Origin of the sequence: Bifidobacterium erythrocebi, from assembly GCF_012932675.1 — a bacterium.
In the GTDB taxonomy this organism is placed as follows: domain Bacteria; phylum Actinomycetota; class Actinomycetes; order Actinomycetales; family Bifidobacteriaceae; genus Bifidobacterium; species Bifidobacterium erythrocebi.
This window is the reverse complement of the sequence record NZ_JAAIIF010000008.1, coordinates 1-14,046: the sequence shown is the minus strand read 5'-3', so window position 1 is coordinate 14,046 and position 14,046 is coordinate 1. Positions and strand designations below refer to the sequence as shown.

Here is a 14,046-nt window from a genome sequence, read left to right as displayed (position 1 = left end):
ACGTTCAGGCGAGTTCGTCGAGCAGGCGCAGGGCCGCGTTGACGTAGAACTCCGCGCCGGCCTGCAGCGCCTCGTCGAAGCCGACGAACTGCGGGCTGTGCCAGTCGTGGTGGTCGGGCGTGCCGTTGGAGCCGATGAAGGCGAACACCGGGCGGGTCACCTTGGCGAATTCGGCGAAGTCCTCGCCTGCCATGGACGGGTGGATCGGCTGGAGGTCGGCGTAGCCGGGCACGTCCGCGGCCACGATCTTGGCCAGGTCCGGGTCGGAGACCATCGGGTCCTGGAAGTCGTCCCAGTCGATGTCGGCGGTGATGCCGTATCCGGCAGCGATGGATTCGACCTGCTGTCGGAAGCGGCGTTCGGCGAGCTGGCCGTCCTCCTTGTAGAAGTAGCGCACCGTGCCCATGAAGCCGGCTTCGGCGGGGACCACGTTCCATACGTCGCCGCCGTGCACTTCGGTGATGGAGAGCACCAGCGGGTGGAACGGGCTCGTGTTGCGGCTCACGATGGTCTGCAGGCTCAGGATCATGGAGGCGAGCGCCTCCAGCGGGCCGGTGCCCATGTGCGGGTAGCCGGCGTGGGTGCCTTCGGCGTGGAGGTTCACGTGGAATTCCACGCAGCCGGCCATCATGGGTTCGACGCCGACGGCGACCTGGCCGGGGGCGTAATCGGGGTTGTTGTGGGTGCCGATGATGGCGTCCACGTCATCGACGACGCCGGATTTGATCACGTAGCGTGCGCCGCGTCCGGTCTCTTCGGCCGGCTGGAACAGGATCTTGATCGATCCGGCGATGCGGTCGCGGTGGTCGGCCAGCCAGAAGGCCGCGCCCAGCAGGAAGCTCATATGCAGGTCGTGGCCGCAGCCGTGCATCGTGCCGTCGTTCTTGGAGCTGAATTCCAGTCCGGTGTTCTCCTGGATGGGCAGTCCGTCGATGTCGGCGCGCAGCGCGATGCGCGGGCCGGGCTTGCTGCCCTCGATTAGCCCGACGAGGCCCGTCTCCAGCGGGGTGTCGAGCACTTCGATGCCGTGGGCGCGCAGCTGGTCGGCGAGGTATGCGGTGGTGGCGTGCTCCTGGAAGCTGCGTTCGGGGTGCTCGTGCAGGTAGTGGCGGATTGCCGTCAGTTCCGGTGTGATTTCGATGTGTTCGCTCATGATGGTTCCTGATTTCTGTAGTGGATGGTTGCCGGGCGCGCCCGATCCGTCGCCGCCGATATGCCGGCGGCGGGTGGCTGGACGCGCGCGAAGTGTGGAATATGATTCTGGCTCCCGTTGCGGGGAGCCAGAGTGGGTGTTGCGTCAGCGCTTGAGCAGGTGCTTGGCCACCGAGTTGGCGATGCCCTGCACCACCTGGACGAGCACGATCATGATGATCACCGCTGTCCAGGTCACGGTCTGGTCGAACTTCTGGTAGCCGTAGGCGATGGCGAAGTTACCGAGGCCACCGCCTCCGATGTAGCCCGCCATGGCGGACATGTCGAGCACGCTGATGAACAGGAAGGCGTAGGCGAGGATGAGCGGTGCCAACGCCTCGGGGATGAGCACGGTGCGCACGATGGTGAACTTGGAGGCGCCCATGGAGCGTGCGGCCTCGATGATGCCCGGGTCGACGGGGACGAGGTTCTGCTCGACGAGTCGCGACGTGGCGACGGTGCACATCACCACCATGGGGAAGATGGCCGCCATGGTGCCGATGGAGGTGCCCACCACCTTGATGGTCAGCGGCTGCATGGCCGCGAGGAAGATGATGAACGGGATCGGGCGGATGATGTTCACGATGATGTCCAGGATGCGGTACACCACGGCGTTCTCGAACAGGTTGCCGGGGCGCGTGCCGTACAGCACCACGCCCAGGACCAGACCAAGGAAACCGCCGACGACGAGCGTGACCAGCACCATTTCGAGCGTCTGGCCTATGGATTGGAACAGCAGCGGGCGCAGGACGCTCCAGTCGCTGCGGCTTGCAAGTGTGATCGTCATTGCCTCTCCTCTCATGCGTCCTGGCCGTCGCGTGCCACGGCCTGCTCATACGGGACCGGATTCGCGGCGGTGCCGAAATCCACGATGTCGCTGTTCTGCTGCAGCTCGGCGAGGAACGCCTCGACGCCGTCTCCCCTGAACTCGTAGGTGACCGCGCCGATGGCCGATCCCTTCACCGTGTCGATGCCTCCGTACAGCAGGCTGCTGTCAATGCCATGCTTGGCGATGAGCTGCGAAATGTTCTGCCCGGATGCGGTGACGACGCCGTCGTCGCCGGTCACGTCGTGCTGACGGATCAGCACCGTGACCAACCGGCCTGGCCACTGCTCGTGCATGCGCTCCACGCGGGAGCGTTCGGGCACGCCGTTCAACGCGGTGGCGATGAAGCGCTTCGTGACCTGCTGGCGCGGCGCGGCGAACACGTCGTACACGTTGCCCTGCTCCACGACCTTGCCGGAGCTCATCACGGCCACGCGGTTGGCGATCTGCTGCACCACGTTCATCTGGTGCGTGATCACCACGATGGTGATGCCCAGTTCCTCGTTCACGCGCTTGAGCAGCGACAGCACCTCGGTGGTGGTCTCCGGATCCAGGGCGCTGGTGGCCTCGTCGGCCAGCAGGATCTTCGGATTGGTGGCCAGCGCGCGGGCGATGCCGACACGCTGCTTCTGGCCGCCGGAAAGCTGCGACGGGTACTTGTTCGCGTGCTCGCTCAGCCCCACGAACTCCAGCAGCTGCTTGACGCGCCTGTTCTGGTAGTCCTTGCGCCAATGGTCCAGCTTCAGCGGGTAGGCGATGTTCTGTGCCACGGTCTTCGTGGAGAACAGGTTGAACTGCTGGAAGATCATGCCGATCTTCTGACGGATGGGACGCAACTTGGCCTCGCCAAGCGCCGAAACCTCGGTGCCGAGCACCGTGACCCTGCCGGACGTCGGCTTCTCCAGCGCATTGATCAGACGCACCAGCGTGGACTTGCCGGCGCCGGAGTACCCGATGATGCCGAAAATGTCGCCCTCGTTGATGGTCAGGGTCACATCGTCCACCGCCCTGGTGGTCTTCGCGGCCTTGCCCGCCTGTTTGAATTCCTTGACCACATGGTCGAAGGAGATGATGGGAGTTTGCTCTGTCATACCGTCACTTTCATTCAGCTATTTCACGCCGTTGTAGAACTTACAACCACACCTTGTCGAATGCCGTGATATGCGCGAGCGCCCTGTCCTGGCTTGAGGAGAGGGCGCTCGCATGCCGTGCCGATCCTTACTTGGCGGACTTGGCGTCCTTCTGGATATCGGCCAGGTAGCTTTGCAGCTGCGCGGGGGTGAACTTGTTCGCGTACACCGCGGTGCCGCCGGAGTTCTCCTGCAGCTTGTCGAGCACGCTCTTGGTCTGGAAGATCTTGACGACCTTCTTGTAGACCTCGTTGTTCACGTCGCCCTTGCGGGTGACGAAGACGTTGATGTACGGGTGGGCCTCTTCGGATTCGGCGTTGTCCTGATAGATGGCGTCGGTGGGCTTGAGACCTGCATCGGAGACGTAGTCGTTGTTGATCACGCCGGCGGAGACCTGCGGGTCCTTGAGGGAGTTGGCGACTTGTTCGGCCTTCAGCGGGGTCACCTTCACCTTGGACTTGGCGGTGTCGATGTCCTGCGGGGTGCTGAACGCGGTCCAGTCGCCCTTGAGCGTGACCAGTCCGGCGGCCTTCAGCACGCCGATGGCGCGGGCCTGGTTGGTCTCGTCGTTCGGGATGGCGACGGTGGTGCCGGCCGGGATGTCCTTGATGTTCTTGTACTTGCTGGAGTAGACGCCCAGCGGGTAGATGGCCACGCCGCCGATCGGCTGCAGATCCTTGTTGTTCTTGACGTTGTAGTTGGCGAGGTACAGCAGGTGCTGGAACTCGTTGATGTCGAGCTCGCCGGTGTCGACGGCGGGGTTCTCGGAAGTGTAGTCCTGGAAGTCGACGATGTCGACGTACAGGTTCTGCTTTTCGGCCTGCTTCTTGAATTCGACCCACTGCGGATCGGTGGCGCCCACGACGCCGATCTTCACCGGGTTGTTCTTGGTACCCTTCTCGCCGGTCTTGCCGCTGTTGAATGCGCGGACGCCGAAGAACGCGCCGACCGCGATCAGCGCGATCACGACCACGGCGATGATGATGTTGCGTGCGGTGTGGTTCACGCGCACCGGCTCGTCGCCGTTCACCGGCTGGGGAGCTTCCTGAGTCATGGTTCTTTTCCTCTCTCATGAACATGTGTCGTCCGGCATGTGCGTGTTCTCGACTCACGCCCGCCGAACATTGCCGTGTCCCACCATAAACGACGTTCGGCCCCGGACTCGGCGAAAACGCCGAATTGGCCTATCGGCGTTCGTTATAGCCCGTGTTCAATCGCCGCAATGCCGCGTATGGGCGCGCATGCACGATCGTCCATGTTCCGCGGACGAAAATGCCATCGCTTACGCGCTTCGCTCCCCCGCCTGCCCGTAGAATGTTGCACGGCAACGTATTCGCGATCATGTGAAAGGCGAGTTCATGACTTCGACCGATATCAAGGCGGCATTCTTCGACATCGACGGCACGCTGACCAGCTTCGTGACGCACATCGTGCCCGAGTCGACCATCGAGGCCCTGCGGCAGCTTCGGAGCAAGGGCGTGAAGCTGTTCATCTGCTCGGGGCGCGCGCCGTCCGTCATGAGCGTCGTGCTCGATACCATCCCCGTGAAATTCGACGGCATCGTCGGCCTCAACGGCCAGTACTGCGTCGACGACAACGGTTTTCTGGACAAGCGCCCGCTTGCCGATGCCGATGTCGCCGTCATCCTCGACTGGCTGGACGCGCATCCGAGCGTCGTCTCCGATTTCTGCGAATCCGACTACGTCTACTTCAACCATTCCAATGAGATACTGGACGGCACCTGGCGCAGCCTCGGCAAGACCGCGCCCAAGGTCTACTTCGACGACCCGCGCGAACGCACGCGCACGCATGAGACGTTCCAGATCAGCCCGTACATCGATGAACGCACCGAAGCCGAGCTCGTGGCCCTGTGCCCCAACGTGCGCGGCGTGCGCTGGCACCCCGATTTCGTGGATCTGATCGCAGGAGACGGCGGCAAGGCGCAGGGCATCGAACGCTTCCTGAACCATTACGGATGGGACCGCAGCCAGACAATCTCCTTCGGCGACGGCGGCAACGATGTGGACATGCTGGAATACACCGGCATCGGCGTGGCCATGGGCAACGCCACCGAGGAGCCCAAGCGCGTGGCCGACTATGTGACCGACGACGTGGATCATGACGGCATCATGAACGCGCTGCGGCATTTCGGCATCCTCTGACCCGCACCGCGCGGTGCGATACGATACCGCGCAATCGGCCGCAGCAAAATGCGAGGCGCCGGCCCGCTCCCCCATTCGGCGGGGTGCGGGCCGGCGCCTCGCATTCGGTTATGGCCGGATCGGCGGGAACGAACCCCTGCCAATACCGGCCAGCTTCTTAGTGAAGGCTTCCCATCGCGCTTCCGGAAACGCTTTCCGTGCCGTTCACGGCGGCCTCGATGGCGTATTCCAGGGCCTTCGCCATATCCGGCAGCGGCATGAACGGCGTGCCGTTCGGCTTGCCTACCACCTGCTCGGACGCGTACGGGACGTGGATGAAACCGCCGCGGACGCCCGGGAACTTGCGGTCCAGCAGATACAGCACGTTGTACATCACGCTGTTGCACACGAACGTGCCCGCGGTGTAGGACACGAATGCGGGCAGTCCGTGGCTGCGCACGTTCTCGACCATGGCCTTGACCGGCACTGTCGCGAAGTAGGCGGTGTCGCCGTCCTCGCGCAGCGGGGCGTCCAGCGGCTGTTCGCCGTCGTTGTCGGGGATGCGGGCCTCGGCGAGGTTGATGGCCACCTTCTCGATGGTGAGCGCGCTGCGGCCGCCGGCCTGGCCGACGCTGATGACGATGTCGGGATGCTCGCGGGTGATCGCCTCCTCGACCACTTCGGCGCTGCGCGTGAACACCGTCGGGATCTCCATCTTCACGATGCGTGCGCCGGCGATCTCGTCGGGCAGCAGCTTCACGGCCTCATAGGCCGGGTTGACGCTTTCGCCGCCGAAGGGGTCGAAGCCGGTCACCAATACCGTTGTCATATCGTTATCTCCATTTCCTTGCTATTGGTTCTTACCTTCACGCTACTCGCGCTCAGCTCGCTATGAGCATATAGATGATCTGCACCACGATCATGACGAGCGCCGTCACCACCTGGTTCTTGATCACGCCCATGCGGTCCTTCATCTCCAGCAGCGCGACCGGCACGATGTTGAAGTTCGCGGCCATCGGCGTGAGCAGCGTGCCGCAGTAGCCGCAGGTCAGCGACAGCACGCCCACGACGGCGGGGTCGGCACCGAAGGCCAGCACGAACGGCGCGCCGATGCCGACGGTCAGCACCGTGATGGCGGCGAAGGCGTTGCCCATGACCATGGTGAACAGCATCATGCCGATGGCGAACACGATGATGCCGATGACGACGTTGCCCTTGGGGATCAGGCCGCCGACCAGCTTGGAGATCACATCGCCCACGCCGGCAGCGGTGAAGATGGCACCCAGGCTGGCCAGCAGCATCGGCAGCATGCTCAGCGGTCCCATGGCGCTCAGCAGGCGCTCAGAATCATTGAGGAACACCAACGGCTTGTTGGCATGGTTGAAGGCCATGAGGATGATGGCGGAGACGATCACGCCGATCGAGCAGCCGGCAAGCGCGCCGATCTGGGTGAACAGCGCGCCGATAATCGCGCACACGCCGATCGCCAGAGCCGGGATGAAGATCTTCATGCCGATCTTCTTGAAGTTGCGTTCACTCTCATCCTTGGACGGGCCGGCCGACTCGCCCTTCTTCACACGCTGGAGAATGGCGGGGATGACCATAAGCACGATGAGCACGCCGTCGATCATGGCGGGGATCCAGCGGCCGAACGCGATGACCACGCCCAGAAGCCCCCAGAACATGCAGGTACCGTAGCGCGACGGGTTCGTCTTGTCCTTCAGGTTGCGCACGCCGGTGTAGATGACCATCAGGCCCATGACGATGTAGAAGACCTCGAGGATCTTCGTGCCGATGGTGACGGAAGGATCCATGAAGAACGACATATCAGGCCTCCTTAACGTTGGCGGATGCGGACGCGGCACCGTAATACTTGGCGCGCAGACGATGATCCTTGAGGATGTAATACACAGCGGTGACCACGACGGCGATGATTGCGACGGGAAGCTCGATCAACGCCATGCGCAGCAGATCGACATCGTAGCCCAGCGGCTTCAGCGTGGACTGGACCAGCAAAGCGCCGGCGGTGCCGACGAACAGCATCTGGCCGAAGAACCAGGCGACGTTCTCCATGCCGGAGGCCATGCCCTTGAGTTCCTCGACGTATTCGTCCTTGGGCTCATGGCCGGACGCCTCGATGGCGCCGATGGCCATCGGCATGATGATGGGGCGCACGAATCCGGCCACGCCGCCGAAGCTCACGTTGAAAGCGGCGAACACCACGCGCATCACACCGTACAGTGCGATGATGATGCCCGGCGTGGCGTTCTTCGCCTTGCCGATCAATGCGGCCGCGGCGTCCTTCAGACCATTGCGCTCCAACGTACCCACCACCAGCAGGATGATGATGAACACGGCCATGCTGCGATTGCTGACGAACGAGGTACCAAGCGTGGTCAGGAACCCGTCGATACCGATGCCTCCGACAAGGGCCGTGACGATCGCGGCCGCGAATATGATGAGAATCGAATCAAGCTTCAACGCGAAGCCCACGATGACGATCACGATGCCCAACAGCACCAGATAATCCATTTACTTCTCTCCTTCCAACACGCCATGCGTGCGGAACACACGAAAAAACGACTCGGCACAGCATACTCGCCGATGCTGCCAAAAAGAGTCCGAATGGCGAAGGTTCGCCCATACGGGGAAAACCCCGGAGCCGTGCGGACCCTCAATCAAACCGAATCGCACACGCCCGAGAAGCAGCCGAAAAAGACGAAAAACCGTCAGCGCTCCAGCAGATCGTGGATGCGATCGGTCAACTCACGATGCGTCGACGAACGCAGCGAAGGGAACGCCCGAAGCAGACGAACCTGCTGACGGCTCAACGCACGACGCACATGATCCTTGGTAAGCCTGTCCAACGCGGCGGACTCGTCCCTACGCCGAGCCGCACGAATATCGGCGATCGTATCGTCGATGCGCTCGCGGGTCTGGTCAAGACGTTCCTGAGCGGACCGCTGGACCTGTGCAAGACGCTGCTCCATGCGCGCGTTCGCCTCAGCCATATCGTCGTTCGCCTTGTCGATCGCCTCCAGACGCCCGGCCTTGACGTCCTCGCCAAGCCGCGCAAGCCTGTTGTCCATGTCGGCCATGCCCATGGTGCTAGCCATCCAGTCGACGAACGCCACGGCCAGGAGACCCCATGCCGCGATATGAAGCCACGGTTGGGGTATGGTGGCGGTGAGCTGCGCCAGCCAGGGCTGCACGACCAGCTTGACCAACGTGGCACCCGCGCCGAACGCCAGAAAACCGTTCAGATAGACGCGACCGTTGATGTTGAACGGCTTATCGGTGTAATCCCACAGCCGGATATGGAACATGCGCTCGTACTGCCACGACACCACGTATTCCAAGGTGCAGGCGATGACCCCGCTTCCCAGAAACAGCGCCACCGGATTGGTCACGTCGTGCAGCAGCAGAAGCACCAGCAGCGCGCCGTTGCCGTAAATCGGGCAGATCGGGCCGTTCAACGCACCGCGATCCACCCACTTGTGCTTCAGCACCAGGTTAAGCCCGGTCTCCCACACCCAGCCGATGCAGGAGTAGCACATCCACCACAGGACCACCTGTTCCGCAAGATTCAACAAACCCATACCATGACCTTACGTTCCCGACGCGCATTTTCCAACATGCAGTCGCGAAACCCGCCACGAATGCCTCTCCCCCTGGTCTCAAGCCCATGAATCACTGTGGTCAATTGTTTTGAGGCTTTATTCCGGGGTTTCCACTCTTGGGCAATCTGCCGGTTACGCTTGTTTTCCACAAGACATCTACAGGCACCCGAAAATAATTGGGGAATATTCCGCCGGGACCTAGCATCTTTGCCTACCAGAACCGACCGCATACCCGCATTACGGATATCGCACACATAGCAACACCATCGGAAAACCATTCTTCAGATTCGTGGCTGCCGCTTATACAGCGTATGGACATCCGGATAAACCTTGTAGGGCACTCCGGCCACGTCGGACTGATGCTCCATGATGGGGTCATGCTTGCCATATAGCAGTAGCTTGCCAGGTCTTGTTGCAAAGAGTTTTTCGGCGAAAGACAAATCCAATTCGGATTCGGTATCAGCACATCCCAATGTGCTGGTGGCGCACATTACTCCGTCAGGAACACAGTTCAAGCATGCGATGGTGTCAGGGGATCCGCATCTGAGGTTCTGCACGACCTTAACACCGTTCACTGCCAGTGTCGTCATATACAGCTGATTGAGCAGCATAATCGTTTGCTGCCATTCCAAGTCCATGTCCGAAGTGACGGTGAGATCCGAACCAACGACACCTAAATATCGCCGATATTCCGGAATATCATCGAGGACCCTCTCTAGTCACGGGTATATTCGCGCATCACCGGTGAACAGGCAAAGCACGGTGTGTGCAGGATCATGGACAAAACGCGCCTTACGGTCTCGATATGGCACCATGAGCTTTGGCCATTCAGCCAAATACATCTGCGGCTGGAGGATTGGGAAGCCCTGCGGATTAAACTGGATGCCCTTGTTGCTAAGGTAGCCGGCGTAATGGTCGATGAGACTTTCGAATGCTGCTATGGATCGGTTCATGCGGCTCTTTCTATGAGAGGAAGCTTCATGACATGGATCTGCGCTTCAGGGACTTCATTTTGCAGAAAATGCAGTGCTTGATGTAGACGATGTTCGTGGAAGCGTTGTACGACCGCGCCCTGGAACCGCGGGCGGCAATCGTCGGTCACGGCGATTTGACAGCAGCCGGCCAGCGATGTCTTGACCCGTTCCCAGTCCGCTTCATCTTGTACGGCAAATAATATCGAAAGTCGGATGCTGCGCCGTTTGCCGTGGATATCGAACAGGCAGTAAGGCGTTCCCGCTTCCGGCATCAGCGAATCATAGGATACCGTTTCTACAATGGTGTCGGCAGGTCTGCCGTCCCAAAATGTACCGATGAGATCATATGTGGATTTCATACTCGCCGCCTTGCCCTAGAGATTGAAAACTATGCCAGTGTTCAGTTCGATGGCCCTGTTGGCAAACTCGACAAGCTTGCGGTAGATCGTTTCGAGCCGTGAAGTGACCGGTTCCGTCAGCCGTTGCTCCAGCCAGCCGAGCATGAGTTTGCATTGTTCGGCGTTGAGGTAGTCCACATCTCCGAGATCGATGAGTGAATTGCACAGTCTGTCTATCGGGTTGATGAAGTCCTGATCGAGGAGATTCTCATCCTCGTCAGTTAGTTCAAACGATTCTGTCTGCCCCGGCTTTGCGTGGAAAGTTTCGGGAATATAGCCGTAGTAGTCGAGACCTTCAAGGCTGAGAACAAGGATAAGCTCCATAATCACATTTCCTTCCTCTTGAGAATTTTGAAGTGGGTTTCTTTGTTGCTCCCAGGCAGGCCGTTGAGCTTGACGTTTTTCTTTGCCTTTTTGTCGTATATGCGCAGGTATCCGGCTACCATGTCGGCATCGATTCTCCACCGGTCGTTCTCGAATACGTACTTGACACCGCGTCTACGTCCTTGTGCGCTAGGTGTGAATCTGTTGACAATCTCATTGAGATTGACCGGCTGTTTTTCCCAACTCTCGTTCCATTTTGCTTCACGGTCTTTGCTTCTGCTATAGCGACCCTGATCCACCATGGAATTGGGGACGTCGTTATCAATGTAGCTGTGTGAGCTGTCCGAATATCGTTGCTTGCTGTCTGACATATGCCACATGTCCTTTCCTGCGGCGTCTTGCCGTCGCATATCGTCTTGAAAAGTGCACTCATGTTGTGAAAACGCGGTGCGCTTCACCTGTTTGTATAGATGGGTGATTCAAACGGTGACATAATGGCATGTGCAGGATGATCCATTTGAGACCGTCTGATCCACGGTGCGCGAACTTGCCGGTTCGCGCACCGTTTTTTATTGCGCGATTTGTGCCAGATTGGCTGGTTCCTCTTCTCGTTGTTTCAGCAACAAACCCCGGTGATAAAGTTCGAGAATGCTGTTATCAATCGCCTTATCCTCTTGACGATGCCGGAGCCAGTTCAAGTGCTGCTGGAGAATGTTCGATGCGCATTGTGCGGAAGTACCGAACTGCCGGACGATTTCTTCGGCCGTAGTGAGTCCCAGCTCCTCAACAAGCACTGGAGGAGCAATAGCGTATTTCGCCCAGAAATTCGCTTCGATCTCCGCAAGCTCGCTGTCTTGGAGATGACCACGCAGAAGATGGCCCGCCTCATGCAGCTTGGTGAAACGAACCCGCCCCGGGGGCTCCTGCAGATTGCATGCGACGAAACGAAAGTCGTGTCCGTTTACGGTGAGCGTGAACGAGATGCCACTCGGGCTCTTGCACAGTGCCATCAAGCCGTCCGTGGACAACGAATCGTAGGCGGACTGGTAGGCCAGCGTCTGGATTCCATGCGCCTCCAGCAATTCCGATGGCTCGACGGGCAGCCTAATGTAGCCGAGTTGTCGGAACGCATTCACCACGCTCCATTTCAGCTCTTGATAAAACGATGGGTCATCAATCCTGTACCCCGTGATCTCCTCCTTGCTCCCTAGCTGCCAGCAGCGTCATGATGAGCTCCCGAGTCTCTGCCTCGCTGAGTTCACCGCCATGCCTGGCGCAGTATGCCTTGATTGTGCCAAATGGCGTATTGTCGTTTGATTCGGGCAGTCCCAGCAGGAATTCCGACGTGGTGTGCAGAACGGTGGCTATGTTCGCGAGCGTACTCGATGCGGGTTCCCTCTCCCCCGCGAGATATTTCGAGATATTCGGCTGGGTTGTCCCGGCTCGCGTGGCGAGCTGGGATTGGTTGATGCCATGCTGCTGCATAAGCCTGCGCATCCTATCTCCAAGTGCCGCTGTCATCCAATGTCCTTTGTTTTCGAGTCATTGAGACCCCTCTCCAATTGCTCCATGACAATAATCATACCACAAATATTCCAAAAGGAATACTTGTGAGCACGACAACCGATACAGCGATACTCCCCGAACCGGATTCCCCGATCAGCGCAAGCTGCGGCATAGGCCCGCGCCCGGGGGAACTGAAGCGGAAGACCGCAGCCGGTCTCAAGCCCATGAGACACTTAGGACCATGACTACAGTTATCATGCGCACCTCTGATGATAACCGTAGCCAACTGTTTTTGGCTTTATTCCAGGGTTTTCCATCCTTGGGAAACCTGCCGGTCACGCTCGTTTTCCACGAGGCACCTACAGGCACCCGAAAATAATCCGGGGACACTCCACCGTCCTGTCGGCGCTCAGCGTCTTCGTCGACCGGCATGGAAAAGAACAATACACCCTGTGGTTTCATGATGTTCAGCATGGGTGACGCCCAAAAGCATTCATCCGGCAGCACGCCTCCGCGTCGGACAACAGGCAGAACGATACGCGTCCCGCGCAACCGTCCCGGCCGTCACAATGGCATCCCGATTCATTCCTGCGCTATCCCCGCATACCTCGCCGCCGCGCCGATCGCGTTCACCCTCGACGAATATGAGGCCCTGGATTCCGTCAGCAACCGGACGGCCTTCACCTTGAACTCGCCCGCGCATCAAGTGCCCTTTGCCATAATCCCATCATCTCCCATCGAGCTAAGGGAATGCGGAACAAAAAATCAGTTCACATCACTTTTTCTGTTCCTTGAACTGAGCCTGGTCTCTCCAGCAAGTCCTACTACAATAGGACTCATTCCTCCGCAGTTCGAGAATCGAGTCAATATGCGCCGAATTTGCCACATTCTTGTAGGTCTCCTAGTGTGTGCCGGACTCCTACGCACAGTAAGCGGCTTTATTTTTGACTACCTACATCCAGAATACGTGTCCAGCTTTCCTTCATACCTTTATTTTTTACGAGCAGTTCCCTTCCTTATCACTGCTGGTGCCGTCGAAACTATTTTATTCGTGATAAAAAGGAGAAATAAATGAAGAAACTCAAACAAATTGCCGCTACTCTAGTATCTGTAATATTGGCTGGAGCTGTGACAGTAAATGCGTCGGCAGCAGAATCTAGGAGTCCTACCCTATCTAGCTTTCCGTCTAATGCTTCTCTGGAAGATCTTGAGAAAGCCTCAGATAACGAAGATCTGAGAATTATCTCATCTCCTTTTCGGGGCGCTAATTACAAAACGCGCGCTGCAGAGGCTGTAGCTTTACTGCGGATTTATTCCACTACAGGATCTGGCTCATCATCTAGTTTCACGAATCTCGGTCATTCTTGGCTTATGATCACAAACCTGTCTGGTTCTACGGTAAACATTGCTGGGATTAACGTTGCTGATGGTAAATCTATAACAGCAAGCACTTGGGATGAATCTGTAGATGTCAGTAGAGAACATAAGGGTCTGTGGCTCAATCTTGATTCGAAGCTTAATTCCAATGGTATTAATCTTCAGAATGTTTCATTCAATTACCCTTAAGGCAAATTGATTTAAATACAGTAAATACTAATATTAAAAATAACGATAAATGGGGTTATCTTACCAACTGTTCTACTTTCGCTTCAAAAATTTGGAATTCAATTGCCAGTAGCAGCAGTAAAGTTGACGCTGGGGCCATCAATACACCAGCCAGTCTAGCAAAAAGTATTACAAAAGTTGGTGAGGCAGAATCATACACGTTGTTAAAATACAATACTTCTTCACCGCATTACGATTCCGTATAGATAACGTCCGAAATCTTGCGCACTTTCGGATTCCGGCCCTGACGCAGGAGGGCATGGCCCGCGTCCTGTGTACGATTTTCATTCGCCAAAACAAAAAACCGCGATTGGAAGCCAGGAGACGGAAC

General features: G+C 58.5%; 18 protein-coding genes. 3 read left to right on the top strand and 15 right to left on the bottom strand.

The window, feature by feature from the left end; genetic code table 11:
- Nucleotides 1–4: 4 nt before the first annotated feature.
- The 4 genes from G1C98_RS03605 to G1C98_RS03590 form a co-directional block, all read right to left on the bottom strand.
- The gene (locus G1C98_RS03605) at nt 5–1,153 is read right to left on the bottom strand and encodes a M20 metallopeptidase family protein (protein ID WP_169079349.1); all 1,149 of its coding nucleotides are present in this window, start codon (nt 1,151–1,153) and stop codon (nt 5–7) included.
- 144 nt (nt 1,154–1,297) lie between these two features.
- Nucleotides 1,298–1,978: a methionine ABC transporter permease gene (locus G1C98_RS03600; protein ID WP_205831875.1), complete on the bottom strand. Its 681-nt coding sequence runs from the start codon at nt 1,976–1,978 to the stop codon at nt 1,298–1,300.
- A gap of 11 nt (nt 1,979–1,989) precedes the next feature.
- Complete coding sequence (locus G1C98_RS03595; protein ID WP_169079345.1) at nt 1,990–3,108, bottom strand: methionine ABC transporter ATP-binding protein; 1,119 nt, start codon at nt 3,106–3,108, stop codon at nt 1,990–1,992.
- Between the two features lie 127 nt (nt 3,109–3,235).
- Nucleotides 3,236–4,201, bottom strand: a complete 966-nt coding sequence (locus G1C98_RS03590; RefSeq protein ID WP_169079343.1) for a MetQ/NlpA family ABC transporter substrate-binding protein — start codon at nt 4,199–4,201, stop codon at nt 3,236–3,238.
- A 304-nt stretch (nt 4,202–4,505) separates the two neighbouring features.
- Between G1C98_RS03590 and G1C98_RS03585 the strand changes: the two genes are divergently transcribed.
- The gene (locus G1C98_RS03585) at nt 4,506–5,309 is read left to right on the top strand and encodes a Cof-type HAD-IIB family hydrolase (protein WP_169079341.1); all 804 of its coding nucleotides are present in this window, start codon (nt 4,506–4,508) and stop codon (nt 5,307–5,309) included.
- A 157-nt stretch (nt 5,310–5,466) separates the two neighbouring features.
- Here the strand turns inward: G1C98_RS03585 and pcp are convergent, their stop codons facing one another.
- The 11 genes from pcp to G1C98_RS03535 all read right to left on the bottom strand — a co-directional run bounded on the left by pcp (nt 5,467) and on the right by G1C98_RS03535 (nt 12,125).
- On the bottom strand, nt 5,467–6,117 hold the full coding sequence (gene pcp / locus G1C98_RS03580; RefSeq protein WP_169079339.1) for a pyroglutamyl-peptidase I: 651 nt from the start codon (nt 6,115–6,117) through the stop codon (nt 5,467–5,469).
- 52 nt (nt 6,118–6,169) lie between these two features.
- Nucleotides 6,170–7,114, bottom strand: coding sequence for a DUF979 domain-containing protein (locus G1C98_RS03575; RefSeq protein ID WP_169079337.1), 945 nt, complete (start codon nt 7,112–7,114; stop codon nt 6,170–6,172).
- 1 nt (nt 7,115) lies between these two features.
- The gene (locus tag G1C98_RS03570; protein WP_169079335.1) at nt 7,116–7,820 is read right to left on the bottom strand and encodes a DUF969 domain-containing protein; all 705 of its coding nucleotides are present in this window, start codon (nt 7,818–7,820) and stop codon (nt 7,116–7,118) included.
- 197 nt (nt 7,821–8,017) lie between these two features.
- On the bottom strand, nt 8,018–8,887 hold the full coding sequence (locus tag G1C98_RS03565; protein WP_169079333.1) for a putative ABC transporter permease: 870 nt from the start codon (nt 8,885–8,887) through the stop codon (nt 8,018–8,020).
- A 302-nt stretch (nt 8,888–9,189) separates the two neighbouring features.
- Complete coding sequence (locus tag G1C98_RS09330; RefSeq protein ID WP_335341291.1) at nt 9,190–9,606, bottom strand: DUF4417 domain-containing protein; 417 nt, start codon at nt 9,604–9,606, stop codon at nt 9,190–9,192.
- Nucleotides 9,607–9,627: 21 nt separating this feature from the next.
- Nucleotides 9,628–9,861 (bottom strand): hypothetical protein, encoded by a 234-nt coding sequence (locus tag G1C98_RS09325; RefSeq protein WP_240944897.1) that lies wholly within the window; start codon nt 9,859–9,861, stop codon nt 9,628–9,630.
- Nucleotides 9,858–10,241: a hypothetical protein gene (locus G1C98_RS03555; RefSeq protein ID WP_169079331.1), complete on the bottom strand. Its 384-nt coding sequence runs from the start codon at nt 10,239–10,241 to the stop codon at nt 9,858–9,860. The genes G1C98_RS09325 and G1C98_RS03555 overlap by 4 nt, the downstream gene beginning before the upstream one ends.
- Nucleotides 10,242–10,256: 15 nt before the next feature.
- A complete protein-coding gene (locus tag G1C98_RS03550; RefSeq protein ID WP_205831874.1) occupies nt 10,257–10,604 on the bottom strand; it encodes a hypothetical protein in 348 nt (115 codons plus the stop codon).
- A gap of 2 nt (nt 10,605–10,606) precedes the next feature.
- Nucleotides 10,607–10,975: a hypothetical protein gene (locus G1C98_RS03545; protein ID WP_169079327.1), complete on the bottom strand. Its 369-nt coding sequence runs from the start codon at nt 10,973–10,975 to the stop codon at nt 10,607–10,609.
- Between the two features lie 198 nt (nt 10,976–11,173).
- Nucleotides 11,174–11,740: an ImmA/IrrE family metallo-endopeptidase gene (locus G1C98_RS03540; RefSeq protein WP_169079325.1), complete on the bottom strand. Its 567-nt coding sequence runs from the start codon at nt 11,738–11,740 to the stop codon at nt 11,174–11,176.
- Nucleotides 11,741–11,777: 37 nt separating this feature from the next.
- Nucleotides 11,778–12,125, bottom strand: coding sequence for a helix-turn-helix domain-containing protein (locus G1C98_RS03535; protein ID WP_169079323.1), 348 nt, complete (start codon nt 12,123–12,125; stop codon nt 11,778–11,780).
- A 415-nt stretch (nt 12,126–12,540) separates the two neighbouring features.
- On the opposite strand from G1C98_RS03535, the gene G1C98_RS03530 reads away from it, so the two are divergent.
- The gene (locus G1C98_RS03530) at nt 12,541–13,185 is read left to right on the top strand and encodes a hypothetical protein (RefSeq protein WP_169079317.1); all 645 of its coding nucleotides are present in this window, start codon (nt 12,541–12,543) and stop codon (nt 13,183–13,185) included.
- Nucleotides 13,182–13,676, top strand: a complete 495-nt coding sequence (locus G1C98_RS03525) for a hypothetical protein (protein WP_169079321.1) — start codon at nt 13,182–13,184, stop codon at nt 13,674–13,676. The genes G1C98_RS03530 and G1C98_RS03525 overlap by 4 nt, the downstream gene beginning before the upstream one ends.
- The last annotated feature ends 370 nt before the right edge of the window (nt 13,677–14,046 follow it).

Bases quoted from the DNA above. Each gene is read 5' to 3' on its own strand.
- G1C98_RS03605 (WP_169079349.1), bottom strand. From the start codon at position 1,153: ATGAGCGAACACATCGAAATCACACCGGAACTGACGGCAATCCGCCAC.
- G1C98_RS03600 (WP_205831875.1), bottom strand. From the start codon at position 1,978: ATGACGATCACACTTGCAAGCCGCAGCGACTGGAGCGTCCTGCGCCCG.
- G1C98_RS03595 (WP_169079345.1), bottom strand. From the start codon at position 3,108: ATGACAGAGCAAACTCCCATCATCTCCTTCGACCATGTGGTCAAGGAA.
- G1C98_RS03590 (WP_169079343.1), bottom strand. From the start codon at position 4,201: ATGACTCAGGAAGCTCCCCAGCCGGTGAACGGCGACGAGCCGGTGCGC.
- G1C98_RS03585 (WP_169079341.1), top strand. From the start codon at position 4,506: ATGACTTCGACCGATATCAAGGCGGCATTCTTCGACATCGACGGCACG.
- pcp (WP_169079339.1), bottom strand. From the start codon at position 6,117: ATGACAACGGTATTGGTGACCGGCTTCGACCCCTTCGGCGGCGAAAGC.
- G1C98_RS03575 (WP_169079337.1), bottom strand. From the start codon at position 7,114: ATGTCGTTCTTCATGGATCCTTCCGTCACCATCGGCACGAAGATCCTC.
- G1C98_RS03570 (WP_169079335.1), bottom strand. From the start codon at position 7,820: ATGGATTATCTGGTGCTGTTGGGCATCGTGATCGTCATCGTGGGCTTC.
- G1C98_RS03565 (WP_169079333.1), bottom strand. From the start codon at position 8,887: ATGGGTTTGTTGAATCTTGCGGAACAGGTGGTCCTGTGGTGGATGTGC.
- G1C98_RS09325 (WP_240944897.1), bottom strand. From the start codon at position 9,861: ATGAACCGATCCATAGCAGCATTCGAAAGTCTCATCGACCATTACGCC.
- G1C98_RS03555 (WP_169079331.1), bottom strand. From the start codon at position 10,241: ATGAAATCCACATATGATCTCATCGGTACATTTTGGGACGGCAGACCT.
- G1C98_RS03550 (WP_205831874.1), bottom strand. From the start codon at position 10,604: ATGGAGCTTATCCTTGTTCTCAGCCTTGAAGGTCTCGACTACTACGGC.
- G1C98_RS03545 (WP_169079327.1), bottom strand. From the start codon at position 10,975: ATGTCAGACAGCAAGCAACGATATTCGGACAGCTCACACAGCTACATT.
- G1C98_RS03535 (WP_169079323.1), bottom strand. From the start codon at position 12,125: ATGACAGCGGCACTTGGAGATAGGATGCGCAGGCTTATGCAGCAGCAT.
- G1C98_RS03530 (WP_169079317.1), top strand. From the start codon at position 12,541: ATGGAAAAGAACAATACACCCTGTGGTTTCATGATGTTCAGCATGGGT.
- G1C98_RS03525 (WP_169079321.1), top strand. From the start codon at position 13,182: ATGAAGAAACTCAAACAAATTGCCGCTACTCTAGTATCTGTAATATTG.